Source organism: Streptomyces sp. NPDC002825, assembly GCF_040295385.1.
Lineage (GTDB): Bacteria > Actinomycetota > Actinomycetes > Streptomycetales > Streptomycetaceae > Streptomyces.
In genome coordinates this window covers 92,305-117,000 of sequence record NZ_JBEOVH010000029.1, presented here as the reverse complement: position 1 = coordinate 117,000, position 24,696 = coordinate 92,305, and the positions used below count along the sequence as shown (strand labels likewise).

21 protein-coding genes are annotated in these 24,696 nt (G+C 73.2%); 1 reads left to right on the top strand and 20 read right to left on the bottom strand.

Going from position 1 to position 24,696, the window contains the following annotated elements; genetic code table 11:
- Positions 1 to 282 precede the first annotated feature (282 nt).
- From ABT041_RS30210 to ABT041_RS30125, 18 genes are all read right to left on the bottom strand, one after another.
- On the bottom strand, positions 283 to 1,350 hold the full coding sequence (locus ABT041_RS30210) for a sugar phosphate isomerase/epimerase family protein (RefSeq protein WP_351190370.1): 1,068 nt from the start codon (positions 1,348 to 1,350) through the stop codon (positions 283 to 285).
- 58 nt (positions 1,351 to 1,408) lie between these two features.
- Entirely contained in the window at positions 1,409 to 2,794 is a 1,386-nt protein-coding gene (locus ABT041_RS30205; RefSeq protein ID WP_351190368.1) for an alkaline phosphatase family protein, read from the bottom strand.
- Positions 2,795 to 2,904: 110 nt separating this feature from the next.
- Positions 2,905 to 4,158 (bottom strand): metabolite traffic protein EboE, encoded by a 1,254-nt coding sequence (gene eboE, locus ABT041_RS30200; protein WP_351190366.1) that lies wholly within the window; start codon positions 4,156 to 4,158, stop codon positions 2,905 to 2,907.
- A 10-nt stretch (positions 4,159 to 4,168) separates the two neighbouring features.
- Positions 4,169 to 5,017 carry a TatD family hydrolase gene (locus tag ABT041_RS30195; RefSeq protein ID WP_351190364.1) on the bottom strand — a complete coding sequence of 283 codons (849 nt, stop codon included), beginning with the start codon at positions 5,015 to 5,017 and terminating at the stop codon, positions 4,169 to 4,171.
- Positions 5,017 to 5,571: an EboA domain-containing protein gene (locus ABT041_RS30190; RefSeq protein ID WP_351190362.1), complete on the bottom strand. Its 555-nt coding sequence runs from the start codon at positions 5,569 to 5,571 to the stop codon at positions 5,017 to 5,019. Before ABT041_RS30190 ends, ABT041_RS30195 begins: the two co-directional genes overlap by 1 nt.
- A complete protein-coding gene (locus ABT041_RS30185; RefSeq protein ID WP_351190360.1) occupies positions 5,565 to 6,440 on the bottom strand; it encodes a sugar phosphate isomerase/epimerase family protein in 876 nt (291 codons plus the stop codon). The genes ABT041_RS30190 and ABT041_RS30185 overlap by 7 nt, the downstream gene beginning before the upstream one ends.
- Positions 6,437 to 7,462 (bottom strand): SCO3242 family prenyltransferase, encoded by a 1,026-nt coding sequence (locus ABT041_RS30180; protein WP_351190358.1) that lies wholly within the window; start codon positions 7,460 to 7,462, stop codon positions 6,437 to 6,439. Before ABT041_RS30180 ends, ABT041_RS30185 begins: the two co-directional genes overlap by 4 nt.
- Complete coding sequence (locus tag ABT041_RS30175) at positions 7,459 to 8,589, bottom strand: inositol-3-phosphate synthase (protein WP_351190356.1); 1,131 nt, start codon at positions 8,587 to 8,589, stop codon at positions 7,459 to 7,461. The genes ABT041_RS30180 and ABT041_RS30175 overlap by 4 nt, the downstream gene beginning before the upstream one ends.
- Positions 8,590 to 8,787: 198 nt before the next feature.
- On the bottom strand, positions 8,788 to 12,483 hold the full coding sequence (locus ABT041_RS30170) for a ThuA domain-containing protein (protein WP_351190355.1): 3,696 nt from the start codon (positions 12,481 to 12,483) through the stop codon (positions 8,788 to 8,790).
- A 198-nt stretch (positions 12,484 to 12,681) separates the two neighbouring features.
- The gene (locus ABT041_RS30165; RefSeq protein ID WP_351190354.1) at positions 12,682 to 13,686 is read right to left on the bottom strand and encodes a sugar phosphate isomerase/epimerase family protein; all 1,005 of its coding nucleotides are present in this window, start codon (positions 13,684 to 13,686) and stop codon (positions 12,682 to 12,684) included.
- A gap of 13 nt (positions 13,687 to 13,699) precedes the next feature.
- Positions 13,700 to 14,917: a Gfo/Idh/MocA family protein gene (locus tag ABT041_RS30160; protein WP_351190353.1), complete on the bottom strand. Its 1,218-nt coding sequence runs from the start codon at positions 14,915 to 14,917 to the stop codon at positions 13,700 to 13,702.
- Positions 14,918 to 14,969: 52 nt separating this feature from the next.
- Positions 14,970 to 16,016 (bottom strand): substrate-binding domain-containing protein, encoded by a 1,047-nt coding sequence (locus ABT041_RS30155; protein ID WP_351190352.1) that lies wholly within the window; start codon positions 16,014 to 16,016, stop codon positions 14,970 to 14,972.
- 45 nt (positions 16,017 to 16,061) lie between these two features.
- On the bottom strand, positions 16,062 to 17,063 hold the full coding sequence (locus ABT041_RS30150; protein WP_351190350.1) for an ABC transporter permease: 1,002 nt from the start codon (positions 17,061 to 17,063) through the stop codon (positions 16,062 to 16,064).
- Positions 17,060 to 18,547: a sugar ABC transporter ATP-binding protein gene (locus ABT041_RS30145; RefSeq protein ID WP_351190384.1), complete on the bottom strand. Its 1,488-nt coding sequence runs from the start codon at positions 18,545 to 18,547 to the stop codon at positions 17,060 to 17,062. The genes ABT041_RS30150 and ABT041_RS30145 overlap by 4 nt, the downstream gene beginning before the upstream one ends.
- 177 nt (positions 18,548 to 18,724) lie before the next feature.
- Positions 18,725 to 19,906 (bottom strand): ROK family transcriptional regulator, encoded by a 1,182-nt coding sequence (locus tag ABT041_RS30140; RefSeq protein WP_351190348.1) that lies wholly within the window; start codon positions 19,904 to 19,906, stop codon positions 18,725 to 18,727.
- Positions 19,907 to 20,065: 159 nt separating this feature from the next.
- Complete coding sequence (locus ABT041_RS30135) at positions 20,066 to 20,794, bottom strand: class F sortase (protein ID WP_351190346.1); 729 nt, start codon at positions 20,792 to 20,794, stop codon at positions 20,066 to 20,068.
- 104 nt (positions 20,795 to 20,898) lie between these two features.
- Entirely contained in the window at positions 20,899 to 21,453 is a 555-nt protein-coding gene (locus ABT041_RS30130) for a hypothetical protein (RefSeq protein WP_351190345.1), read from the bottom strand.
- Between the two features lie 150 nt (positions 21,454 to 21,603).
- Positions 21,604 to 22,548, bottom strand: coding sequence for a beta-ketoacyl-ACP synthase III (locus ABT041_RS30125; RefSeq protein ID WP_351190343.1), 945 nt, complete (start codon positions 22,546 to 22,548; stop codon positions 21,604 to 21,606).
- Between the two features lie 267 nt (positions 22,549 to 22,815).
- Between ABT041_RS30125 and fdhD the strand changes: the two genes are divergently transcribed.
- Positions 22,816 to 23,643 (top strand): formate dehydrogenase accessory sulfurtransferase FdhD, encoded by an 828-nt coding sequence (fdhD, locus tag ABT041_RS30120; RefSeq protein WP_351190341.1) that lies wholly within the window; start codon positions 22,816 to 22,818, stop codon positions 23,641 to 23,643.
- 8 nt (positions 23,644 to 23,651) lie between these two features.
- Here the strand turns inward: fdhD and ABT041_RS30115 are convergent, their stop codons facing one another.
- A complete protein-coding gene (locus ABT041_RS30115; protein ID WP_351190339.1) occupies positions 23,652 to 24,035 on the bottom strand; it encodes a (2Fe-2S) ferredoxin domain-containing protein in 384 nt (127 codons plus the stop codon).
- On the bottom strand, positions 24,032 to 24,553 hold the full coding sequence (locus tag ABT041_RS30110; protein ID WP_351190337.1) for an isochorismatase family protein: 522 nt from the start codon (positions 24,551 to 24,553) through the stop codon (positions 24,032 to 24,034). The genes ABT041_RS30115 and ABT041_RS30110 overlap by 4 nt, the downstream gene beginning before the upstream one ends.
- Positions 24,554 to 24,696 lie beyond the last annotated feature (143 nt).

Below are 24,696 nucleotides of genomic sequence, written 5' to 3'. Positions count from 1 at the left end.
TCCGAGGGGGGACTTGAACCCCCACGCCCGATAAAGGGCACTAGCACCTCAAGCTAGCGCGTCTGCCATTCCGCCACCCGGACAAGGTGTCTGTCGCTCCGGGGTTTCCCCCGCGGCGACAGAGATAACTCTACCAGGGGTTCGAGGTGCCTTTCACCAGCGTTTTCCATGGTCAGTGGGGTGGGGCGGCCTCATGGACCGCGATCCCTTCCGGACCGCCCCATCCCCCGTACGGGGTGCTCGTCCCCGTACGCGCAGGGTGACGGGGGCCGCCGGCCCCGGTCAGCCCTTCTCGCGCAGGGAGTGCAGGTGCTCGCTGGACCTGCGGGCGAAGGTCAGGGACTCGACGGGGTTGTCGCGCTCGGTCTGCCAGTGGTGGGCGTTCCTTCCGCGGTGGGTGCGGTTGACCGCCGAGATGAAGCGCCGGTAGTCGATGTCCCCGTCCCCGACGTCGGTCATCCGGTAGCCGTAGGGGACGACCGAGTCGTCGCGGTCCCCGTCCTTCACGTGGAAGAGCGGGTAGCGCTCCGGCTGGGCGAGGACGTAGTCCAGGGGGTCGAACGGCGCGGGGGTGCCGTCCGGGCGGACGGAGTAGCGGTACTGGCCGACGTACGCCCAGAAGATGTCCATCTCCAGGTGCACGAGCTCGGGGTCGGTCTCGGCGAGGAGGACGTCGTAGAGCCGGACGTCCGGGCGGTCGGTGGCGAAGGAGAACTCCTCCGAGTGGTTGTGCTGGTAGAACTTCATGCCCCGCTGGCGCGCCGCCTCGCCGAACCGGTTGAACTCCTCGGCACAGCGCTTCCAGCCGTCCACGGTGGCTCCGTAGCGCCAGGGCCCGGAGGCGGTGCCGATGTGCGGCAGGCCGAGGGCGGCGGCGTCGTCGAGGACCCGGTCGAGGTTCTGGGCGAAGGTGTACGCGGCGGGGTCGTCCGAGTAGTAGCCGACGTGGCTGCCGATGGCCCGCAGCCCGTGGTCACGGGTGAGGCCTCTCAGCTCGGCCAGGGTCAGCGGCCCGGCGGCGCCCTGGCCGTATCCGGCGTACTCGACCTCGTCGTACCCGTACTTCTGCAGCTCGGCGAAGACGGCGGCGAATCCGAGGGTGGCGACCTTGTCGCGCAGCGAGTAGAGCTGGATGCCGAGGCGGCCCGGCGGCAGGACGGGACGGCCGAGCCCCTCCCCCTGGGTCGCGGGGTCGGCCGCGGTGGCCGCCACGGCGGGCGTCGCGGCGCCGAGGAGCGCGGCGGCGGTCGCGCCGGCGGCCACGCCCAGCATGTTGCGCCTGCTGAGCCGCCGGCCGAGCTCGGGGTCGGCGGTGGTGTCGGTACGGCCGGTGCGGCGGATGAGACTCATCTGTGGATAACTCCTTGGCTGTCGTCGGGGTCTGCTTCACTGGAATCCGGTCGGGGCCTCACGCGACTCCGGCCAGCCTGAGCAGCAGGTTCTTCACATCGGTGGCCGCGACGCGGCCGCCCAGGGCGCGGGGGGTGGAGCACAGAATGAGCGGACTTTCGTCCTCGCTCGTGGGGAGGCGGCCATGGCTGCCGCGAAGAGGTGACGGGTCGAGAGGGACGACCGCGAGCCGGTAGCGCATGCCGAGCTTCTTGCGGGCGATCTCCTTGGCCGCCCTGATCCGGACGTACGGGTCGAGCGGGTCCATGAGCAGTTCGGCGGGGTCGTAGCCGGGCTTGCGGTGGATCTCGACGAGCCGGGCGAAGTCGGGGGCGCGCGCGTCGTCGAGCCAGTAGTAGTACGTGAACCAGGCGTCGGGCTCGGCGAGGGCGACCAGCTCTCCCGAGCGCGGGTGGTCGAGACCGTGCTCCTTCTTGCCGTCGTCGTCGAGGAGCGTGTCGAGACCGGGCAGGTCCGCGAGCGCTTCCCGGACGGCCGGCAGATCGCCGGGGCGCCGGACGTAGACGTGCGCGATCTGGTGGTCGGCCACGGCGAAGGCCCGGGAGGTCATGGGGTCCAGGTACTCCATGCCGTCCTGGGTGTGGACCTCCAGGAGGCCGGCGCGGCGCAGGGCGCGGTTGATGTCGACGGGCCGGTCGGCGCGGGTGATGCCGTACTCGGAGAGGGCGACGACCGTGCGTCCCTCGGCCCGGGCGTCGGCGAGGAGCGGGGCGAGGACGGTGTCGAGCTCGGCGGCGGCGCGGAAGGAGCGCGGATCGTCGGGGCCGTAGCGCTGGAGGTCGTAGTCGAGGTGCGGGACGTAGCAGAGGGCGAGGTCCGGGCGGCGGGTGCGGAGGATGTGCCGGGTGGCGTCGACGATCCATCGGCTGGAGACGAGGTCGGCGCCGGGGCCCCAGAAGTGGAAGAGGGGGAAGGTGCCGAATTGCTCAGTGAGTTCGTCGTGGAGGGCGGGGGGCCGGGTGTAGCAGTCGGGTTCCTTGCGTCCGTCGGCGTAGTAGACGGGTCGGGGGGTGATGGTGATGTCGGTGTCGGCGCCCATGGCGTACCACCAGCAGATGTTGGCGACGGTGTAGCCGGGGTGGGCGCGGCGGGCGGCGTCCCAGAGGCGGTCGCCGGAGACGAGGCCGTTGTGCTGGCGCCACAGCAGGACGTCGCCGAGTTCGCGGAAGTACCAGCCGTTGCCGACGATGCCGTGCTCGGCGGGGAGGGTGCCGGTGAGGAAGGTGGTCTGGGCGGTGCAGGTGACGGCGGGCAGGACGGTGGAGAGCGGGGCCTGGGAACCGCCGCGGGCGAGGGCGGCGAGGTGGGGCATGTGCGGGAGGAGTCGTGGGGTGAGACCGACGACGTCGAGGACCAGGAGGGGGGTCGGCCGCTTGTCGGTCATGGCAGTTCCTTGAGGCCGAGGTCCGTCATGGCTTCCTTGAGGCCGAGGTCGGTCATGGCAGTTCCTTCAGGCCGAGGTCGGTCATGGCAGTTCCTTCAGGCCGAGGTCGGTCATGGCAGTTCCTTCAGGCCGAGGTCGGTCAGCAGGTCGCGGGCCAGGGTCAGTTCGGCGGCGATGCCGTCGGCGAGCCGGGCCCGGGTGCGGGGGCGCCGGTCGGGAGGGAGGACCTGCCAGGTGTAGGTCTCGACCTCCAGGTGGCGGGTGCGGGGGTGCGGACCGCCGACGAGGAGGGCGAGCGTGTCCCGGAGGACGGGCAGCGTGGAAGCGAGCGGAGGAGCGGGGGGAGCATGCAGGGGTACGTGGAAGTGGGCGCGCCACGGGGTCGCGTCGGGGAGTCCGGGGCCGCCGGCCTCGGGGGCGCCGCGGGAGCCGTCTCCCGGTTCGGCGCCGGCGTCTTCGCCGGGGCCGGGGTTCGGGGTGGCGAGGGCCTCGGGGAGGTCGTCGGTGCCGCGCAGTCCGGCGGCGGTCCTGGTGCGGGTCTGGTGGAGGAAGCGGGGTTCCGCGAAGGCGGCGAGCGCGGCTCTGACCTCGGGGAGGTGCGGGTGCTCGGCGTGGAGGGCGGCGGAGAGCTGCGCCTTGGGGACGGTGATGCCGGCGGCGGCGAGGGAGTCCAGGGCGGTGCGCGGGTCCTCGAACGAGGTCGCGACGTGGCAGGTGTCGAGGCAGACGCCGATACGACGGCTGCGGACGCCCGGCGCGGCGGTGAGCGCGGCGACGGCGTCGGCGACGGTCTCCACGGTGCAGCCGGGTTCCGGTTCGAGGCCGATCCTGATGCTCTTCCCGGTGAGTTCCTCCAGGGCGTCGAGGCGGCCGGCGAGGGTGGCGAGGGCGGTGTGGGCGGTGGCGGCGGACTTGGCGGTCCAGCCGGTCCGCCAGGCGAGCGGCAGGGTGGAGACGGAGCCTTCGGCGACGTCCTCGGGCAGGAGCGCGGCGAGGAGGTGGGCCAGATCGGTGGTGTGGGCGAGGCGTTCGGGGCGGGTCCAGTCGGGCTGGTAGACGCGGTACTTGACCGCGTCGGCGCCGAAGCCCTCGTAGGGGAAGCCGTTCAGGGTGACCACTTCGAGGCCCCGGTGGTCGAGCTCGGCGCGCAGGGCCCGGAGCGATGCCGGGTCGGCGGTCAGGGAGTGCGCGGCGTCCCGGGCGAGCCAGAGGCCGATGCCGAGGCGGTCGCGGCCGAGGCGTCGGCGGACCGGCTCGCAGTGGTCGCGGAGCTGGGCGAGGACGCCGTCGAGGGTCTCGGCCGGGTGCACGTTGGTGCAGTAGGCGAGGTGCACGGTGGAGCCGTCGGGGTGCCGGAAGCGCATCCGGGGCGCCTCATTCCCCGCCGCGGAGGACGGAGTTGCCCTCGTGCAGGTCCGATGGGGCGGGGAGGTCCAGCCGAAGGCGTCCGCTGAGGCCGTAGAAGGCGACGGGGTTGCGCCACAGGACCTGGTCGACGTCGTCGTCCGTGAAGCCGGCGGCGAGCATGGCGTCGGCGACCGCACGGGTCTTGAGGGGGTCGCTCCTGCCCCAGTCGGCGGCCGAGTTCACGAGGACGCGGCCGGTGCCGTACTCCTTCAGGATCGCGACCGTCCGGTCCTCGTCCATCTTGGTGTCGGGGTAGACGGAGAAGCCGAGCCAGGCGCCGCTGTCGGCGGCCTCCTTGACGGTCGTCTCGTTGAGGTGGTCGAGGAGGACTCGGTCCAGGGAAAGGGCGGACTCGCGGACGACGTCGATCGTGCGGCGCAGGCCGGTGAGCTTGTCGCGGTGCGGGGTGTGGACGAGCGCCGGCAGGCCGTGCTCGGCGGCGAGTTGGAGCTGGGCGGCGAGCGCGGTGTCCTCGGCGGGGGTCAGGGAGTCGTAGCCGATCTCGCCGACGGCGACGACGCCGTCCTTGGCGAGGTACCGGGGCAGCGCGTCGAGGACGGGGGTGCAGCGGGGGTCGTTGGCCTCCTTGGGGTTGAGGGCGAGGGCGCAGTGGTGGGCGATGCCGTGCTGGGCGGCCCGGAAGGGCTCCCAGCCGAGGAGGGAGTCGAAGTAGTCGAGGAAGGAGGCGCGTGAGGTGCGGGGCTGGCCGAGCCAGAAGGAGGGTTCGACGAGGGCGCGGACACCGGCGTCGTGCATCGCCCGGTAGTCGTCCGTGGTGCGCGAGGTCATGTGGATGTGCGGGTCGAAGATGCGCATCAGGACTCCTCGGCGGGGGCGGTGAGGGCGAGGACGCGGGACACGTCGGCGGGGACGGGGCGCCCGGCGGCGGTGCGTTCGGCGGCGTGGTCGGTGAGCATCCGGGCGAGTTCGGTGTCACCGGCGGCGCGCTCGGCGAGGCCGGCGACGGCGGTGACGGGCACGCCGGTGAACAGGCACTTGAGGAGGGCGTGCCGCCAGGCGTGGGGGGTGAGGTGGGTGGCGGCGTAGGGGCCGAGGGCGGCGGCGACGAGGGTGGTGTCGTGGGTGCGGAGGGCGTCCTCGACGAGGGGCAGGGCCTGCGGGCCGGTGACGAGGGAGGGGAGGGCGAGGAGGACGGCGCGGCGTTCGGCGGCGGTGCCGTGGTGGTAGAGGCGGGCGAGGGTGTCGGGCCCGGCACCGGCCGCCCGCAGGAGGCGGGTGCGGACCTCGTCCGCGTGCGCGGGGCCGCAGTGCCGTCCGGCGGCCACGAAGTACGGCTCCCAGGCGGGGGTGCCGCCGGTGGCCTCGGCGAGGGCGGTGTCCAGCCAGGCTCGGGTGGTGTCGGTCAGCATGCCGGGGTCTCCTGGCGCAGGAACGAGAGGGAGGAGCGGGCGAGTTCGGGGCCGGCGTGGGAGTGCCGGGGCAGTTCGACGACGGTCAGCCCCGGGTAGCCGGCGGCGGTGAGTTCGGCGAGGGCGGCCAGGACGGGCGGGAAGTCGATCTCTCCGTCACCGAACGGGAGGTGCTCGTGGACACCGCGCCGCATGTCCTCGATCTGGACGTGGTGGACCCAGGGGGCGGCGGCGCGGAGGCAGTCGGCGGGAGGGAGGGGTTCGAGGCACTGGCAGTGGCCGATGTCGAGGGTGAGACCGAGGACGGCGGGAGGAGGGTCGCCGAGAAGACCGCGCAGGTGGTGGAAGTCGTCGAGGGTGGAGAGGAGATGACCGGGCTCGGGTTCGACGGCGAGGGGCACGCGGGCGGCTTCCGCGGCCTCCAGGACGGGAGGGAGTGCGGAGACGAGCCGCTTCCAGGCCTCGTCGGGAGAGGTGCCGGCGGGGAGGGTGCCGCTGAAGCAGTGCACGGCGTGCGCGCCGAGGTCGGCGGCCACCCGCACGGCGCGCAGGAGCAGCCGGGCGCGGGCGGCACGGTCGTCCGGGTCCGGGTCGAGCAGCGAGGGGCCGTGCTTGCGGCGCGGGTCCAGGACGTACCGGGCCCCGGTCTCGACGGTCACACCGAGCCCGAGCTCGCCCAGGCGCCGGGCGACCCGGGCGGTGCGGGCAGGCAGGTCGGGCGCGAGGGGGTCGAGATGCATGTGGTCGAGCGTCAGCCCGACTCCGTCGTAGCCGAGGTCGGCGAGCAGCCCGAGGGCCTCGTCGAGCCGGAGATCGGCGAGCCCGTTGGTGCCGTAGCCGAAGCGGGGGGTCGGGCGGGGGGCGCTCATGTCGGGCTCACCTTTCGGGCGAGGGCGCGGGCGGCAGGGACGAGGCCGAGCAGCGCGAGCGCGGTTCCCGGTGCTCCGCCCCGGGCGGCGAGGGCGGCCTGGAGGGGGATCGTCGCCCTGATCCCGCCCCCGACGGCACGCTCGGTGAGCGCCGCCGAGGGGTTGAGCGCTGCGTGGAGGAGCAGGGTGGCGGGGGTGCGGGCGTAGGCGAGGGCCGGCAGGGGACCGAGCGGGTTCTTCCCCGTGCCGGACGTCGCTCCCGCGACCGCCAGGGTGACGGCGAGGGCCGCGAGGGGGGTGCGGGTGGAGCCGCCCCGGGTCTCGTGTCGGGAGACGGCGGTGACGGCGTAGGTGTGGGCGGCGAGGAGGGCGGCGGACGGGAGGGCCCGGGCGGCGTGGAGGAACGGTCGGGGTGTGGGGGTCGTCGAGGCGAGCGCGCCGAGGAGGAGGTCGAGGGCGCGGGCGGTGGCCATGGCTGCGGGGCCGGCCGGGGTGTGTTTGAGGCCGAGGTCGTAGGCCCAGACGGTGGTGGCGAGGGCGGTGGCCGTGGCGAGGGCGGGGCGGCCCGCGCGGGAGGCGAGGCCGAGGCCGGCGAGTGTCAGGGCCGCGGAGGCGGCGAGGGCGGCGCCGGCTGTGACGCGGCCCGAGGGGAGGGGGCGGTGGGGGCGGTCGCGGGCGTCCTCGTGGCGGTCGGCCCAGTCGTTGAGGGCCATGCCCGCCTCGTACAGGCAGAGGGAGGCGCCGATCGCGCGCAGGGTGCCGCGTCCGGGGCGGGTCCCGGTGGCGGCGGCTCCGGCGAGGGCGTCGCCGGGTACGGAGAGCAGTGCGGAGACCCGGAGCAGCTCCGCCCAGGCACGTGCCGTTCCTCCCGCCGCCGTGGGACCGGTCGTCCGGCGCCCTCCCGTCGCGGGTCGGCCGGTCGCCGTGCGCCCTCCCTTCGCGGATCGGCCGGTCGGCGTGCGTCCTCCCGTCGCGGGTCGGCCGGTCGGCGTGCGCCCTCCCGTCGCGGATCGGCCGGTCATCGGGGGGCCTTGCCCGGGGTGGGGTCCGCGAGTGTGCGGGCGAAGGCGAGGAGGCGGTGGTACTGGTCGGCCAGGGAGGCCGGTGGGGTGCCTTCGGGGTCCTTGAAGTAGAAGGCGAGGTCGTGGAGGGGGCCGGTGCGGCCCCTTTCGTGGGCTCGGGCGGTGAGGCGGGCCAGGTCCAGGACGAGAGGGGCGGCGAGGGCCGAGTCGCAACCCTGCCAGAGGGTCTGGAGGATCATGCGGGTGCCGAGGAAGCCGTCGAAGGCGATGTGGTCCCAGGCGGTCTTCCACTCCCCCAGGGCGGGGACGTCGTCGATGTGGACCTGGCCCTCGACGGTGCTGCCGAGGGTGTCGGTGAGGACGCGTTCCTTGCCGGCGTTCTTGGCGGCGGCGGCCGCGGGGTCGGCGAGGGCGGCTCCGTCGCCGCCGCCGAGGAGGTTGCTGCCGGACCAGGCGCGTACGGTGAGGGCCCGCTGGCGGAACATCGGCGCGAGGACGGCCCGCAGGAGGGTCTGTCCGGTCTTGCCGTCGCGGCCCGCGTACGGCAGTCCGCTTGCGGCGAGCGGGGCGGCGAGGACGGGGTGGCGCAGTCCGGTGGACGGGGTGAAGTTGACGTACGGGCAGCCTGCGCGGAGTGCCGCGGCGGCGTAGAGGGTGCTGGGTGGGAGCCCGACGCCCCCCGACGCCGGCTCCGTGGAGGCCACATTGACGACCACGACGCGGTCCAGGCCAACCCTTCGGCGGAAGTCCGTCAGGTCGGTGGCGAAGGCGGTGATGAGCTGTTCGTCGGTGCGGGTGTCGCCGGGGGCGGGCCCGCCGGGGCGGATCTCGCGGTCGGCGGCTTCGAGCTCGGCGGCGACGGCGCGGGCGAGGCCGTGCGGGAGGACGCCGGCGGTGGTGAGCTGTTCGGCGCGTTTGGGGAGGGGGCAGTCGGTGGTGTCGTGGCCGCCGAAGACGAGGGAGGCGAGTGGGGGGAGGCCGGCGTCGGAGAGGTCGGGCGTCTCGGTGGCCATGCCGGTGGGCGGGTGGAGTCCGGCGACGAGGGCGGCGCAGCCGGCCACGGTGGTGGTGGCGACGGAGCCTCTCGCGCCGATGAGCCAGATTCCGGTGCGGGGTGCGGTGGTCACGGCGTCGGCCTCCCTCTGGAGGAGATGAAGTGGGGTGGTGACGGTGGGCGGGGGGTACGGCGCCTCCCCGCCCACCGCCGGCTGTGGCGGGCTCCCTTCGGGCCGCGGACCCGCATCGCACGGAGGTCCGTCGAACGGCGGCCTCCCGTCGGGCGGGAGATCCGTCGGGTGGGAGTTCCCGTCAGAGGGGAGCTCCCGTCAGGAGGGGAGTTCCTTGATGCGGATGTTGCGGAAGGCGACCTGGTCCTCGGCTCCGTGGTTCTGGATGCCGATGTGGCCGTCGGTGAGGCTGCGGGCCGGGTCGGTGTTGGTGAAGTCGTTGATCTTGGTGCCGTTGAGGAAGACCTGGAGGCGTTCGCCCGTGACGCGGAGTTCGTACGTGTTCCATTGGCCGGGCGGGCGCAGGGCCTCGTCGCGGGCCTTCAGGTCGGCGGACTTGAACCCGTAGACGGCTCCGGTGGTGCGGTCGGGGGTGTCGGTGGCGTCGATCTGGACCTCGTAGCCGTTGTTCACGGCGGACCAGGGGTCGTCGGAGGCGGGGAAGCCGAGGAAGACGCCGGAGTTGGAGTCGCCGGTGAGCTTCCAGTCGAGGGTGAGGGAGTAGGAGTGGAACTCCTTGGCCTGGTACCAGAGCAGGCCCATGCCGCCGGTGGAGCGGAGTTCGCCGTCGGCGATGTCGAAGGAGCCGGGTCCGGCCTGCTTCCAGCCTTCGCGGGTCTCTCCGTTGAAGAGGCTGCGGTAGCCGGTCTGCGGGTTGCAGTCGGCCTTGACCTGGCCGGTGGCGTACTGGAGTCCGCCGAGGAGGTGCTGCCGGAAGGCGGGTTCGGTGTAGGACTCCTTGGTGTGACCGCCGCCGGTGTAGAAGGAGCGGCCGCCGCCGTAGGCCTGGCACCAGGCGATGGGGTGGTCGCCCTTCATGGTGCCGCCCTGGTAGGTGGTCTCGTCGAGGGTGGCGAGGACGTGGGCCCGCTCGCGCGGGTTGGTGCGGTAGTTGTACCACTCGTCGGTGCGCTGCCAGGGCCCGTCGAGGTGGGCGGTGGCGGGGTGGGTGCGGTCCTCGGCGCGGACGGTGGCGGGCTGGATCTGCGGGTGGGACTGGAAGTAGGCGCCGACGAGTCCGCCGTAGAAGCCCCAGTCGTATTCGGTGTCGGCGGCGGCGTGGATGCCCATGTAGCCGCCGCCGGCGGAGACGTACTGCTCGAAGGCGGTCTGCTGGTCGGTGTCGAGGACGTCGCCGGTGGTGGAGAGGAAGACGACGGCGTCGTAGCGTGCGAGGTTGGCGGCGGTGAACTGACGTGGTTCCTCGGTGGCGTCGACGGTCATGCTGCTGTCGGCGCCGAGCTCCTTGAGGGCGGTGATGCCGCTGGGGATGGAGTCGTGGCGGAAGCCGGCGGTCTTCGAGAAGACGAGGACGCGCTTGGCGGTGTGGTCGACGGGGGTGCTGGTGAGGGTGAAGTCGTCGAGGTCGTAGAGCGCTCCGGCGCCGCCCTTGAAGACGAGGTAGAGCTGGGTGGTCCTGCGGGGTGCGGCGCGCAGGGGGACGTCGACGTCCTGGAAGGTCTCCCAGCCGCCGGTGACGGGGACGGGGGTGGAGCCGAGGAGGGTGCCGGTGGGTGAGCCGGTGCGCACTTCGAGGAAGCCGCCTGCTCCGCCGGAGGAGACGCGGGCGGTCAGCCGGGTGGCGCCGGCGAGCTGGTACGGGGTGAAGGCGATCCAGTCGCCGTTGTCGATGTCGCCGACGGTGCGGCCGCCGTGGGCCTGGGTCTTGTCGTAGGTGCGGATGCCGCTCTGGGTGTCGAAGTGTTCGGCCTGGCGGTGGCGGGGCTGGAGTTTGGCCTGGTCGCTGCCGGTGAGCGCGGCCTGTCCGCCGCCGCCGTTGTCGGTGTACTCGGCGTTGAAGACGGCGAAGATGTTGGCGTCGTCGTCGTGGCCGCCGTCGGCGGAGGTCTTGATGGTGCCGGTGCAGCCGTTGGCGGTGGTGACGGGGTGGCCGTGGCTGTCGTGGCCGAGGACGTAGGTGACCTTGACCTTGGTGCAGTCGACGGGTCCGGAGGCGGAGTCCTCGGGGTCGTTGACGTTGACCTTGAAGGGGATCTCGTCGCCGAAGGCGAAGAGGGCTCCGTCGGCGGGGAGCTGGAGGGTGACCTTGGGTGCGGTGTTGCCGACGGTGATGTGGACGGAGGCGGATCCGGTGCGGCCGGTGGTGTCCTCGGCGGTCACGGTCGCCGTGTAGGTGCCGTTGGTGGCGTAGCTGTGGGTGGGGTTGGCGGTGGTGGCGGTGGTGCCGTCGCCGAAGTCCCAGCTGTAGGTGAGGGGGTCGCCGTCGGCGTCGGTGGTGCCGGCGGAGGAGAGGGCGACCCTGAGGGGTGCGGTGCCGGAGGTCTTGTCGGCGCTCGCTTCGGCGACGGGTGAGTGGCCGCCGGTGGCGTTCTCGATGCGGTAGAGGCCGGAGTTGTGGTCGCCGCCGAACCAGGCGGTGCCGTAGTCGAGGACGTAGAGGGCGCCGTCGGGACCGAAGGCCATGTCCATGATCTGGGTGCCGGTCCAGGGGACGGGGTTGATGGAGCGGACGGTGCCGTCCGTGTCCTGGTCGATGCGCTTGATCCAGCGGCGGCCGAACTCTCCGGCGAAGAAGTCTCCGTCGTACGACTCGGGGAACTTGACCGGGGAGGTGTTGGCGGGGTCGTAGCGGTAGACGGGTCCGCCCATGGGTGATTCGGATCCGGTGCCGAACTCGGGTACGGAGCCGCCGTTGTACGGGATCCAGGCGGGTTCGGCCGGGGGCAGGTCGACGAGTCCGGTGTTGTACGGGGATTCGTTCTTCAGCGCGGCGCAGTCGAAGGTGGCGCCGGAGGTGCCGGTGGCGAAGTCGTAGTCGACGTAGGGGTCGTTGGCGCCGGTGCAGAAGGGCCAGCCGAAGTTGCCGGGCTTGGTGACGCGGGCGAACTCGACCTGTCCCGCGGGGCCGCGCTTGGGGTCCGCGGCGCCGGCGTCGGGGCCGTAGTCGCCGACGTACAGGATGCCGGTGGTCTTGTCGACGCTGAAGCGGAAGGGGTTGCGGAAGCCCATGGCGTAGATCTCGGGCCGGGTCCTGGCGGTGCCGGGGGCGAAGAGGTTGCCGTCGGGGACGGTGTAGCTGCCGTCGTCGGCGACCTTGATGCGGAGGATCTTGCCGCGGAGGTCGTTGGTGTTGCCGGAGGTGCGGCGGGCGTCGAAGGCGGGGTTGCGGCCGGGGCGTTCGTCGATGGGGGTGTAGCCGTCGGAGGCGAAGGGGTTGGAGTCGTCGCCGGTCGACAGGTAGAGGTTGCCCTGGGCGTCGAAGTCGATGTCGCCGCCGACGTGGCAGCAGATGCCGCGGGTGGCGGGGACGTCGAGGACCTTCTTCTCGCTGCTGTTGTCGAGGGTGAAGTCGGCGTTCAGCGTGAAGCGGGAGAGGCGGTTGACGCCGTCGTACGGGGCGAACTGGGCGGGCGTGCCGTCGTTGGGGGCATCGCCGGCGGGGGTGTCGAGGGGCGGGGCGTAGTAGAGGTAGATGGCCCTGTTCCGGGCGAAGTCGGGGTCGAGGCCGATGCCCTGGAGGCCTTCCTCGTCGTGGGAGTAGACGGGGACGGTGCCGATGACGGTGGTGTTGCCGGCGGCGTCGGTGCGGCGGAGTTCGCCGCCGCGGTCGGTGTGCAGGACGCTGCGGTCGGGGAGTACGGCGAGGGACATGGGTTCGCCGACTTCTTCGCCGCCCTTGGCCAGGGTGACCTGCTGGAACTCCTCGCCGGCGGCAAGGGGGGCGGCGGTGGCCGGGTCCGTCTCGGCCGCGAGGACCTGGGGGGCGGCGAGGGCGAGGAGTCCGACGGTGAGGAGGGCGAGGGTCTTCCTGGCTCGGAGTCGTTGTCTGTGCACGGATGTCCTCCGGAGTAGGGGTGTGCGGGTGTCCGGGGACCGGCGTGCGCCGTCACGCTGGTCGAATGGGCCAGTTACGCCATGTACACATCAGGGACCGTAGCGAGGTTCGTCCACTCCGTGAACCCCTTGTGCACGCATCGGTCGAACTTTCCACCGCGAGAGGACAAAGCCTCCCGCGGTGGAAGCGCGGGGACCTCAGTCACCGCCCCCGAAGGCGGCGTCGAAGGAGGCCGCCGGAGGGTCGAAGTCGTACCGCTTGAGGAAGGCGAGCGCCTCGGGCGCCCCGGTCAGCCGGTCCATGCCGGCGTCCTCCCACTCCACGGAGACCGGTCCGCCGTAGCCGATGGACCGCAGCATCCGGAAGACGTCCTCCCAGGGCACGTCGCCGTGCCCGGCGGAGACGAAGTCCCAGCCGCGCCGGGGGTCGCCCCAGGGCAGGTGGGAGCCGAGCCGCCCGTTGCGGCCGTCGAGCCGCCTGCGGGCCTCCTTGCAGTCCACGTGGTAGATCCGGTCGCGGAAGTCCCACAGGAAGCCGACGGGGTCGAGGTCCTGCCAGACGAAGTGGCTCGGGTCGAAGTTGAGCCCGAAGGCCGGTCTGCGGCCGACGGCGTCCAGGGCCCGCCGGGTGGTCCAGTAGTCGTACGCGATCTCGCTGGGGTGCACCTCGTGGGCGAAGCGCACGCCCTCGGCGTCGAAGACGTCGAGGATCGGGTTCCACCGTTCGGCGAAGTCCTCGAAGCCCCGCTCGATCATGCGCTCGGGGACCGGCGGGAACATCGCCACCAGGTGCCAGATCGACGAGCCGGTGAAGCCGACGACGGTGTCGACGCCGAGCGCCGCCGCGGCCCGCGCGGTGTCCGCGAGCTCGCGCGCGGCCCGCCGCCGCACCCCCTCGGCGTCGCCGTCGGCCCAGATCCGGGCGGGCACGATCGCCCGGTGGCGTTCGTCGATCGGATGGTCGCAGACGGCCTGCCCCACCAGGTGGTTGGAGATCGCCCAGCACTTCAGGCCGTACGCGTCGAGCAGTTCGCGTCTGCCCTTGACGTACGCGGGGTCGGTGAGGGCCTTGTCGACCTCGAAGTGGTCCCCCCAACAGGCGAGTTCGAGGCCGTCGTAGCCGAATTCGCGGGCGAGCCGGCAGACCTCCTCCAGGGGCAGGTCGGCCCATTGGCCGGTGAAGAGCGTGAAGGGTCGTGGCACGGTCGGGCGCCTCCTAGCCGGTGACGAGGGCGGTGGGTACGGGGGTGTAGACGGCGTTGTTCCGGGCGCTGTCCTCCACCGCCGCCAGGACGCGCTGGACCTGGAGGCCGTCGGCGAAGGAGGGCGCCGGAGCGGTGCCGTCGGCGATGGCGTGGACGAGGTCGCGGGCCTGGTGGGCGAAGGTGTGCTCGTAGCCGAGTCCGTGGCCGGGCGGCCACCAGCCCTCCAGGTACGGGTGGCCGGGTTCGGTCACGAGGATGCGGCGGAAACCGGCCGACTCGGCGGGCTCGGTGTGGTCGTGGAAGGACAGTTCGTTGAGCCGCTCCAGGTCGAAGGCGAGGGAGCCCTTCTCCCCGTTGATCTCCAGGCGCAGCGCGTTCTTGCGTCCGGAGGCCATCCGGGTGGCCTCGAAGGAGGCGAGCGCCCCGGAGGCGAGCCGCCCGGTGAACAGGGCGGCGTCGTCGACCGTGACCTGCCCGTACACCTCCGATCCCGCTCCCCCGCCGAGTCCGCCGGCGGCGGCTCCGGCGAGCCTCGGCCGCTTCCGTACGAAGGTCTCGGTGAGCGCCGACACGCCGACCAGGGGCTCCCCGGCGAGGTACTGGGCGAGGTCGACGGCGTGCGCGCCCAGGTCCCCGAGCGCGCCCGAGCCCGCGTGCTCGCGCTCCAGGCGCCAGGTCAGCGGGAAGCCCGGGTCGACGAGCCAGTCCTGGAGGTACGTGACGCGGACGTGACGCAGGGTGCCGAGGCGGCCGTCCGCGACGAGGCTCCGGGCGTACGCGAGGGCGGGCACCCGCCGGTAGTTGAAGCCGACCATGGCGATCTGGCCGCGGGCGGCGGCGGCCTCGGCGGCCACCGCCATCGTCTCGGCCTCGGCGACCGAGTTGGCCAGCGGCTTCTCGCACAGCACGTGCTTGCCGGCCTCCAGGGCGGCGACGGCGATCTCCGCATGACTGTCGCCCGGGGTGCAGACGTCGACGAGCTGGACGTCCTCGCGGGCGATCAGGGCCCGCCAGTCGGTCTCGGCGGCCGCCCAGCCGTGCCGGCGCGCGGCGGCCCGTACGCCGTCGGCGTCCCGCCCGGCGACGGCGGCGAGGACCGGTCTCAGGGGCAGGTCGAAGGCGCGGCCCGCGGTGCGCCAGCCCTGTGAGTGGGCGGCGCCCATGAAGGCGTAGCCGACCATGCCGACGCCGAGCGCCGGCGGCGCGGCCCCGCTCTCCGTCCGTTCCATACGGTTCCTCCGTTTCGTGGTGCGCGGCGAGTCACTCCCGGGACCGGCGAGGTCAGTTGAAGCCGGTGGGGAGGTAGTCGTCGACGTTCTCCTTGGTGACGACGGCCGAGTAGAGGGTGATCGAGGCGGGGATCTCCAGCTCGGCCATGCCGCCGATCCCCTTCTTCTGGCCGAGGGCGCGGGCGAGGTCGATCGCGGAGGCGGCCATGGTCGGCGGGTAGAGGACGGTGGCCTTGAGGACGCTGTCGTCCGCCTTGATGGCGTCCATGGCGGACTTGGCTCCGGCGCCGCCGACCATGAGGAAGTCCTTGCGACCGGCCTGGGCGATGGCGCGGAGCGCGCCGACGCCCTGGTCGTCGTCGTGGTTCCACAGGGCGTCGAACGTCGGCTGGGCCTGCAGGAGCTGGGCCATCTTGGCCTGGCCGGACTCGACGGTGAACTCGGCGGCCTGGCGGGCGACCTTGCGGATGTTGGGGTAGTTCTTGAGGGCGTCGTCGAAGCCCTGGGTGCGCTGCTTGGTGAGCTCCAGGCTGTCCATGCCCGCGAGTTCGACGACGGTGGCGTTCGGCTTGTCCTTGAGCTGTTCTCCGATGAAGCGGCCGGCGTTGAGGCCCATGCCGTAGTTGTCGCCGCCGATCCAGCAGCGGTAGGCCTGCGGGGAGGCGAAGATCCTGTCGAGGTTGACGACGGGGATGCCGGCCTTCATGGCCTGGAGGCCGACCTGGGTGAGGGCCTTGCCGTCGGCGGGGAGGACGACGAGGACGTCGACCTTCTTGTTGATCAGGGTCTGGACCTGGCCGATCTGGGCGGCGGTGTCGTTGGAGCCCTCGGTGATCTCCAGGGTGACGTCGGCGTACTTCTTGGCGCGCCGTTCGGCGTTCTCGTTGATGGCGTTGAGCCAGCCGTGGTCGGCCTGCGGGCCGGCGAAGCCGATGGTGACGGGGGTGCCGGGCTTGTCGTCGGCGGCGGGGGCGGCGCTCGCGACGGGGGCTGTGTCCTTGGCGTTCCTCGGTTCGTTGCTGGTGCAGGCGGTGAGGAGGGCGCCGGCGGAGACGGCGGCGCCGCCGAGGAGGAGGTGTCTGCGGCTGGTTTCGGGCATGGCGGATCAACCCTTCGAGTACGGGTGGAGGGCTTTTCGGGAAGGTCAGGCGTCGGCGTCGCGGACCGTGCGGCGCTGGACCAGGACGGCGGCGACGATGATCGCGCCCTTGGCGATCTGCTGGACGTCGCTCTGCAGGTTGTTGAGGGCGAAGATGTTGGTGATGGTGGTGAAGACGAGGACGCCGAGGACGGAGCCGACGATGGTGCCGCGGCCGCCGCTGAGGAGGGTGCCGCCGATGATCGCGGCGGCGATGGCGTCGAGTTCGTACAGGTTGCCGTTGGTGTTCTGGCCGGAGCCCGCGAGGACGATCAGGAGGAACGCGGCGATGCCGCAGCACAGGCCGGACAGCAGGTAGAGGTAGAGGCGCTGGCGGCGGACGTCGATGCCGGCGAGGCGGGCGGCCTCGGGGTTGCCGCCGACGGCGATCGTGCGGCGGCCGAAGGTGGTGCGGTTGAGCAGGAGCCACCCGGCGGCGGTGACGGCGGCGAACACGAGGACGAGCGGCGGGATCCCCAGGACGTAGGCGTCGGGGACGCCGAGGTCGAGGACGGACGGGACCGTGACGATCTGCGTCTTGCCGTCGGTGATCTGCAGGGCGAGACCGCGGGCGGAGGCGAGCATCGCGAGGGTGGCGATGAAGGGGACCATTCCGCCGTACGCGACGAGGACGCCGTTCACCAGGCCGCAGCCGAGGCCGACGACCACCGCCGTGAAGAGGATGCCGGCGAAGCCGAACTCCTGGGTGGCGAGGGTGGTGGCCCACACGGAGGCGAGGGCGACGATCGCGCCGACGGAGAGGTCGATGCCGCCGCTGGTGATGACGAAGGTCATGCCGACGGTGACGACGCCGATGACGGAGGCCTGCGTCAGGACGAGCTGGAGATTGGAGGTGGCGAGGAACTCGGCGGGCCGGGTGAGGCCGCCGACGGCGACCAGGGCGGCGAGGACGCCGAGCAGGGACAGGTTGCGGACGTCGGCCCTCAGGCCGAGTGCGCGCCGGCGGCCGTCCCGGGCCGGCACGTCGGCCGGGGTGGTGAGCGTCATGCCGTCGGACTCCCTTCCATCACGAGGTCGAGTACGCGGTGTTCGTCGAGGTCGCGGGCGGGCGCCTCGTGGACGACCCGGCCCTCGCGCAGGACCAGGACGCGGTCGGCGAGGCCCAGGACTTCGGGGACCTCGCTGGAGACGAGGAGGACGGCGAGGCCGTCGTCGGCGAGGCGGCGGATGACGGCGTACAGCTCGGCGCGGGCGCCGACGTCGACACCGCGGGTCGGTTCGTCGAGGAGGAGGACGCGGCAGCCGCGGAGCAGCCAGCGGGCGAGGACCGCCTTCTGCTGGTTGCCGCCGGAGAGGGTGCGGACGCGGGCGTCTGGATGGTCGGGGCGGAGGGACAGCTCGCGGGTCGCGGTCCTGGCGGTCTCGCGTTCGGCGGTGCGGTCGATCCAGCCGGCCCGGGAGAAGCGGGCGAGGGAGGAGACGGAGACGTTGCGGGTGACGGATTCGAGGAGGAGCAGGCCCTGGGCCTTGCGTTCCTCGGGGGCGAGGCCGAGGCCGGCGCGGACGGCGGCGGGGACGCTGCCGGGCCGCAGGGGCCGCCCGTCGACGAGGACCCGGCCGGCGGTGGGCCGGCGCGCCCCGTAGACGGTCTCCAGGATCTCGGAGCGGCCGGAGCCGACGAGGCCGGCGAGTCCGACGATCTCGCCGGGCCGCAGTTCGAGGTCGAGCGCCTCGAACTCCCCTTTCCTGGCGAGGCCTTGGACTCGGAGGACGGGCTCGGCGGTGGGGGGTTCGGCGCGTCTGTCGGGGAAGACGTACGGGACGTCCCGGCCGGTCATGAGGGCGACGACGTCCCGGGTGGGGGTGGTCGCGGCGGGCAGTCCGCGGGCGACCGCCCTGCCGTCCTTGAGGACGGTGACGCGGTCGCCGATGCGGCGGATCTCCTCCAGGCGGTGGGAGATGTAGACGACGGCGACGCCGGCGGCGGTGAGGTCGGCGACGATCCGGAAGAGGTTGTCGACCTCGTCGGGGTCGAGGGCCGCGGAGGGTTCGTCCATGACGATGAGGCGGACGTCGTGGGAGAGGGCCCGGGCCATGGAGACGATCTGCTGCTGGGCGGCGGAGAGTCCGCCGACGCGGCGGTCGGGGTCGATCTCGGGGTGGCCGAGGCGCTTGAGGAGCGCGGTGGTGGTGGCGCGTGCGGCGCGGGTGCGGACGAAGCCTGCGGTGGTGGGCTCGTGTCCGAGGTGGACGTTCTCGGCGACGGTGAGGCCTTCGACGAGGTCGAGTTCCTGGTAGATGGTGGCGATGCCGAGGCGGACGGCGGCGCTCGGGGAGCGGAGCCGGACGGGTTCGCCGTTCCAGGTGATGCGGCCGTCGTCGGGCTGGTGGGCGCCGGCGAGGACCTTGATGAGGGTGGATTTGCCGGCGCCGTTCTGGCCGAGGAGGCAGTGGACTTCGCCGGGGGTGACGTCGAGGTCCACGCCGTCGAGGGCGCGGACGCCGGGGAAGGACTTGGTGATTCCGGACATGGTGAGCAGGGGTGGATGGTTCTGGGGCATGACGGGGGTCCCCTCGGCTGGCGGGTGCGGGTAGCCGTCCGGCGGGTGCGGTGGCGCCTGGGCGAGTGGGGGTGCGGAGGTGTGTCGGCGTGTTGCGGCAGGTGGGCACAGAGCACCGGCGGAGCCGGCGGGCCGCGCGAACCGGCGTTACGCCGGGGAGAAGAGGTGGTCGCTGATGAGGCGGGCCGCGCCGGTGACGCCGGCGGTCTGGCCGAGTTCGCCCAGGACGATGGGGAGGTTGCCGGTGGCCAGGGGCAGGGACTGCCGGTAGACCTGGGTGCGGACACTGGCGAGGAGGTTGTGACCGAGGCCGGTGACGCCGCCGCCGATCACCACCAGACCGGGGTTGAAGAAGCTGACGAGTCCGGCGATGACCTGCCCGACCCGGTTGCCGCCCTCACGGATGAGGGCGAGCGAGGTGGCGTCGCCCGCGGCGGCGGCCGCGGCGACGTCGGCGCCGGTGAGGTGTCCGGCCGCCGCGAGGCGGGCGGCGAGCTCCTCGGAGCGGCCGGCGCGCGCCGCGTCCTCGGCGTCGCGGGCCAGGGCGGCGCCGCTGAAGTGGGCTTCCAGGCAGCCGTTGTTGCCGCAGGCGCAGGGGCGGCCGTCGGGTTCGACCTGGATGTGTCCGATGTCGCCGGCGCTGCCCGTCGTACCGCGGTAGACCTCGCCGCCGACGACGATGCCGCAGCCGATGCCGGTGCCGATCTTGACGCAGAGGAAGTCGCCGACGGAGCGGGCGACGCCGGCGTGCTGCTCCCCCATGGCCATGAGGTTCACGTCGTTGTCGACCATGACGGGGCAGCCGAGTTCCTGGCTGAGGGCCTCCCGCACGGGGAAGCCGTCCCAGCCGGGCATGATCGGGGGTGCGACGGGGACGCCCTCGGGGAAGCGGACGGGCCCGGGGACGCCGATGCCGGCGCCGTCGAATCCTTCCGCGATGCCCGTCGAGCGCAGCTTCGCCGCCATCGAGAGTGCCTGTTCGAAGACGGCGACGGGGCCCTCGCGGACGTCCATGGGGTGGTTGAGGTGCCCGAGCACCTCCAACTCGGCGTTGGTGACGGCGACGTCGATGGACGTGGCGCCGATGTCGATGCCGAGGAAGCGGAGTTCGGGCGCGAGGCGGATGTTGTGCGAGCGGCGGCCGCCGCGGGAGGCGGCGAGGCCGTCGGCGACGACGAGGCCGGTCTCCAGGAGGCGGTCGACCTCGACGGCGAGCTTGGAGCGCGAGAGGTCGATCTGGTCTCCCAGCTGTGCGCGGGAGTTGGGTCCTCCGTCGCGCAACAGCCGGAGGAGTCGCGCCTGGTGCCGGTTGGCAGGTCGTGCCGTCATGCGCCTCACGCGCCCCTCCCTCTCGCACACGCTCGTGTTCGGGCTTTCGAGGGGAACGTAGCAGTGGCGTACCGGGGTGGGAAGAAGTTGCGCAGGAATCCGGGCCGACTTTTTCCCGGTTGGGGACAAAGGAGGGGTCGGCTGGGGAGAAGGGGGTGGTCAGCGCACCTCGACCAGGCGGGCCGAGACCACCACGTTGCCCGCATAGCCGCTCTCCTCGGTGAAGGTGCCGCCGCAGGTGATCAGGCGCAGTTCGGGGACGCCGGCGTCGCCGTAGACCCGCTCGGCGGGGAAGCCCTCCTTGGGGACGACCTCGACCCCGTACACGGCGAAGACGGCGGTCCTGCCGTCTCGGCGGCCGATCTCGACGCGGTGTCCCTTGGCGAGGGCGCCGAGGTCGTAGAAGACGGCCCGGCCGTTCGGGGTGTCGACATGGCCGACGACGACGGCGGTGCCGCGCTCGCCGGGGGTGACCGCGCCGGTGAACCAGCCCGCGAGCCGCCCGTCCTCGGGCGGCGGGGCCTCGATCCAGCCGTCGGCGTCGAGTCCGACCTCGGTGACGGGGGCGTCGACGCGGACGGCGGGGACACGGACCCGGAGCGGGGGCGAGGCGGGCAGCGGAGGGGGTACGAGGACGGGGCCGAGGCCGGAGAGACCGGCGCGGGTCCCGTCGGGCGCGGCCGCGGCGAGGGGCTGCGGCGGTCCCGCGCCCTGGAGCTCCCCCGTGCCGCCGCGCACGAGGTGCACGCCGATGAGGAGGACGACGGCGACGACGCCCCAGGCGCCGCGCCGTCCGGTGCGGTCCGGCTGCGCCGTGCCGTCGAAGCCGCCCCTGCCGTCGGGGCCTCCAGCGCCGTCCGGGCCTCCCGTGCCGTCCGCACGCCCCACGTCCGCGCTCCTCCTCGTGTGCCGTGTGCTGCTGGCGCCCCTCCGCCCCGGACCTCGTCACACCGGGGCGGAGGGGCCGTTTCGGGCCCCCGGGGTCCCGGCCGTCAGGTGCGGCCGTCGGCGCGGCGGCGGGTGAGCACGACGGCGGCGCCGAGCGCTCCGGCGATGAGCAGGACGCCGGTGACGACTTCGGTGGTGCCGAGTCCGTCGGCGTCGGCGCCGGAGGCGGCGGCGGTCCCGTAGCCGGCCTTCACACCCTTGTGGGCCGGGGTGTGGGTGCCGGTGTCGTGCCCGGTGGTACCGCCGGTGTCGCCGCCCTCGGCGATGGTGAGCTGGGTGGTGCCCCGCTCGCCCTTGCAGTCGAAGGTGATCTCGTACTGGGCGCCGGCCTTGGCGTCGACGTCCACGGTCGCGGTGCCCGGGCGGCCCTCGTTGAGCGTCACGGTCTCGAACACGCCGGAGGTGACGGTGACGGACGGCACTTCGCAGCCCTCGGACGTGAGGGTGACGGTGCCGCCGGGGGCGATCGTGGCGGGGGTGACGGAGAAGCCGAACGACGTGATGTTGTTGTTGCCGTCGCCGGCCAGGGCCAGGGGCGCGACCGACACGACGGCGACGGCGCTGAGCAGGGCGGCGGAAGCGGCACGTATCGCGCGCATGGCGGTCCTCCAGATCACGCGAGGGCTCGGACGCGGAGCGATTCCGCGTCCGGGAAGGGACGACCCTCACCGCGATCGAAGCTAGGTCCGCGCCAGGCCCGCCGCCACCGGTCTCCGCCGAACGGGTCACGGCGGCGCGCGGGCCGCCTCCTACGGGACCCGGACGACCTGTCCCGCGTACGACAGGTTGCCGCCGAAGCCGAAGAGCAGGACCGGGGCGCCGGACGGCAGTTCACCGCGCTCGACCAGCTTGGCCAGGGCCAGCGGGATGGAGGCGGCCGAGGTGTTGCCGGAGTCGACGACGTCCCGGGCGACGACCGCGTTCACGGCGCCGATCTTCGCGGCGAGCGGCTCGATGATCCGCAGGTTGGCCTGGTGCAGGACGACGCCCGCGAGGTCCTCGGGGGCGATGCCGGAGCGCTCGCAGGCCTGCCGGGCGAGGGCGGGCAGCTGCTGGGTGGCCCAGCGGTAGACGGACTGGCCCTCCTGGGCGAAGCGCGGCGGGGTGCCCTCGATGCGGACGGCGTGGCCCATCTCCGGGACGGAGCCCCACAGGACCGGGCCGATGGCGCCGGTGTCGGCCTCGGTGGCCTCGACGATCGCGGCGCCGGCCCCGTCACCGGTGAGGACGCAGGTGGTGCGGTCGGTCCAGTCGGTGATCTCGGTCATCTTGTCGGCGCCGATGACGAGGGCGCGGCGGGCGGCCCCGGCGCGCACGGCGTGGTCGGCGGTGGCCAGGGCGTGGGTGAAGCCGGCGCAGACCACGTTGAGGTCCATGGTGGCCGGCGAGCCCATGCCGAGGCGGGCGGCGACGCGGGCGGCCGTGTTGGGCGAGCGGTCGATCGCGGTGGAGGTGGCGACGAGGACGAGGTCGATGTCGCCGGCGGTGAGGCCGGCGGTGGCGAGCGCCTTGCCGGCCGCGTGGGCGGCGAGCTCGTCGACCGGCTCGTCGGGCCCGGCGACGTGCCGGGTGCGGATGCCGACCCGGCTGAGGATCCACTCGTCGCTCGTGTCGACCAGTTCGGCGAGGTCGTGGTTGGTCAGCACCTTGGCGGGCTGGTAGTGCCCGAGCGCGGCAATGCGAGTGCCCGTCATACTCGGGACCCCCTAGGTGGTTCGTTCGTCCGGCAGGACCACCCAGTCTTGCCAGCGACTGATCAGTAACAGGTGACGTAAACCACCAACATTCCCCCGAATCGCTTGGCCGACCGTGACAACGGGCCCGGGACAGACGGGCCCGGGGGCGGACGGGCCGGGGAGGGACGGGTGGGCGGACGCGCGTGCGGTGGTGGGGCGTGGCGGAGAATGGGGCGGTCAGGGCCTTCCCGGCCTTCCCTGCGGAGAGAATCGAGTGCGGTCACGATGGGACGGGTCACCGAGCGACGGCGTGTCCTGCGGATCCGGGGCGGGGCGGTCACCACGCGGCCCGACACCCTGGTGGCGGAGGAGCCGCTGGAGATCCGGCTGAACGGACGGCCGATCGCGATCACCATGCGCACGCCGGGCGACGACTTCGCGCTCGCCGCCGGCTTCCTGGTGAGCGAGGGGGTCCTGGCGGCCGCCTCGGACGTGCGGAACATCGTGTACTGCGCGGGCGCCACGGAGGACGGCCGGAACACGTACAACGTGGTGGACGTGCAGCTGGCCCCCGGCGTGGCGGTCCCGGACATCACGCTGGAGCGGAACGTCTACACGACGTCCTCCTGCGGGCTGTGCGGCAAGGCCAGCCTGGACGCGGTCCGCACCACCGCCCGCTTCCCGATCGCCGACACTCCTCCGCTGCGGATCGCCCCGGAGCTGCTCTCGGTGCTCCCGGAGCGGCTGCGCGCGGCCCAGCGGGTCTTCGACTCGACCGGCGGGCTGCACGCGGCGGCGCTGTTCGCGGAGGACGGCGAACTGCTCGACGTACGGGAGGACGTCGGCCGGCACAACGCCGTGGACAAGCTGGTGGGACGGGCGCTGCGGGAGGGGCTGCTGCCGCTGGAGCGTGCGGTGCTGCTGGTGTCGGGGCGGGCCTCGTTCGAACTGGCGCAGAAGGCGGTCATGGCCGGGATACCGGTGCTCGCCGCGGTGTCCGCGCCGTCCTCGCTCGCCGTGGACCTGGCCGCCGAGACGGGCCTGACGCTGGTCGGCTTCCTGCGCGGACCGAACATGAACGTGTACGCGGGCGAGCACCGGATCGCGCTCTGACGGACCGGTCAGTTCTTCGGCGGGTCGATCATCTGGAGGGCGAGGGTCTCCGGGGGCGGGGCGATGCCGGGGCCGCCGGCGGCCGTCCAGGCGAGGATGTCGTCGAGGCAGTCCTCGTCCAGGGTGAAGCCGATCCAGGCGGCCCGGCCGCCGCGCCGCCGGCCCTCGGTGGAGGGCTGGACCACGACGATGTTCGCCTGGGCGCAGGGACCGAGGCATTCGCTCGTACGGACGGCGAGCCGGCCGCCGGAGGCCGCGGCGGCCTCGCGGAGGCGGGCGAGCTGCCCGGCGTGGTCGGTGCCGGGGTTCTTGCGGGCGTCGCCGCAGCAGCAGCCGCGGCAGACGACGAGGGAGCAGGGGCGGGCCCCGTACCGTATCGGGACCGGGGTCACTCGGGGCCGTCCAGGGTGATCGCGGAGACGGGGGCGACCGTGCCGAGGCGCGGGAAGTCCAGGTCGACGGAGGCGCGGTGCTCGTCGGCGGTGAGGGCGGACATGGCGTCCTCGGCGAAGACGAGGTCGTAGCCCAGGTCGCAGGCGGCGCAGGCGGTGGACTCGACGCCGAGGTTGGTGGCGATGCCGCCGAGGACGAGGGTGGTCGCGCCGAGTCCGGCGAGCAGCTCGTGGAGTCCGGTGTCCTGGAAACCGCCGATGGTGCGCTTGACGACGACGGGGTCGCCGTCCCGGACGAGGTCGGGGACGAGTGCGCTGCCGGGCGGCTGGGTGTCGATGTTCGGCCGCTCGACGCGGATGTGGACGACGGGCGCGCCGGCGTCCCGGAAGGTGTCGGCGAGCCGCGCGGCGGCGGTGAGGACGTCGGTGCCGGGACGGGGGGCGAGGGGCAGCGCGACGATGCGTTCCATCAGGTCGACGAGGACGAGCGCGGTGCGGCCGGGATCGAGTGCGGGCATGGGAGCACCGTAGCGGCCCGGATGATCATCACGGTGCGGATGTGGGTGTGATCCGGCCGACGGGGTGGGGGTACGGGCGGGTGCCGGGCCCCCTTGTGGGGGGGCGGGTGCCGGGACTTCCTGTCGGGGCGGGTACGGGGCCG

Bases quoted from the DNA above. Each gene is read 5' to 3' on its own strand.
- ABT041_RS30150 (WP_351190350.1), bottom strand. From the start codon at position 17,063: ATGACGCTCACCACCCCGGCCGACGTGCCGGCCCGGGACGGCCGCCGG.
- ABT041_RS30190 (WP_351190362.1), bottom strand. From the start codon at position 5,571: ATGCTGACCGACACCACCCGAGCCTGGCTGGACACCGCCCTCGCCGAG.
- fdhD (WP_351190341.1), top strand. From the start codon at position 22,816: ATGGGACGGGTCACCGAGCGACGGCGTGTCCTGCGGATCCGGGGCGGG.
- eboE (WP_351190366.1), bottom strand. From the start codon at position 4,158: ATGCGCTTCCGGCACCCCGACGGCTCCACCGTGCACCTCGCCTACTGC.
- ABT041_RS30155 (WP_351190352.1), bottom strand. From the start codon at position 16,016: ATGCCCGAAACCAGCCGCAGACACCTCCTCCTCGGCGGCGCCGCCGTC.
- ABT041_RS30210 (WP_351190370.1), bottom strand. From the start codon at position 1,350: ATGAGTCTCATCCGCCGCACCGGCCGTACCGACACCACCGCCGACCCC.
- ABT041_RS30185 (WP_351190360.1), bottom strand. From the start codon at position 6,440: ATGAGCGCCCCCCGCCCGACCCCCCGCTTCGGCTACGGCACCAACGGG.
- ABT041_RS30145 (WP_351190384.1), bottom strand. From the start codon at position 18,547: ATGTCCGGAATCACCAAGTCCTTCCCCGGCGTCCGCGCCCTCGACGGC.
- ABT041_RS30130 (WP_351190345.1), bottom strand. From the start codon at position 21,453: ATGCGCGCGATACGTGCCGCTTCCGCCGCCCTGCTCAGCGCCGTCGCC.
- ABT041_RS30110 (WP_351190337.1), bottom strand. From the start codon at position 24,553: ATGCCCGCACTCGATCCCGGCCGCACCGCGCTCGTCCTCGTCGACCTG.
- ABT041_RS30125 (WP_351190343.1), bottom strand. From the start codon at position 22,548: ATGACGGGCACTCGCATTGCCGCGCTCGGGCACTACCAGCCCGCCAAG.
- ABT041_RS30195 (WP_351190364.1), bottom strand. From the start codon at position 5,017: ATGCGCATCTTCGACCCGCACATCCACATGACCTCGCGCACCACGGAC.
- ABT041_RS30205 (WP_351190368.1), bottom strand. From the start codon at position 2,794: ATGACCGACAAGCGGCCGACCCCCCTCCTGGTCCTCGACGTCGTCGGT.
- ABT041_RS30180 (WP_351190358.1), bottom strand. From the start codon at position 7,462: ATGACCGGCCGATCCGCGACGGGAGGGCGCACGCCGACCGGCCGACCC.
- ABT041_RS30160 (WP_351190353.1), bottom strand. From the start codon at position 14,917: ATGGAACGGACGGAGAGCGGGGCCGCGCCGCCGGCGCTCGGCGTCGGC.
- ABT041_RS30140 (WP_351190348.1), bottom strand. From the start codon at position 19,906: ATGACGGCACGACCTGCCAACCGGCACCAGGCGCGACTCCTCCGGCTG.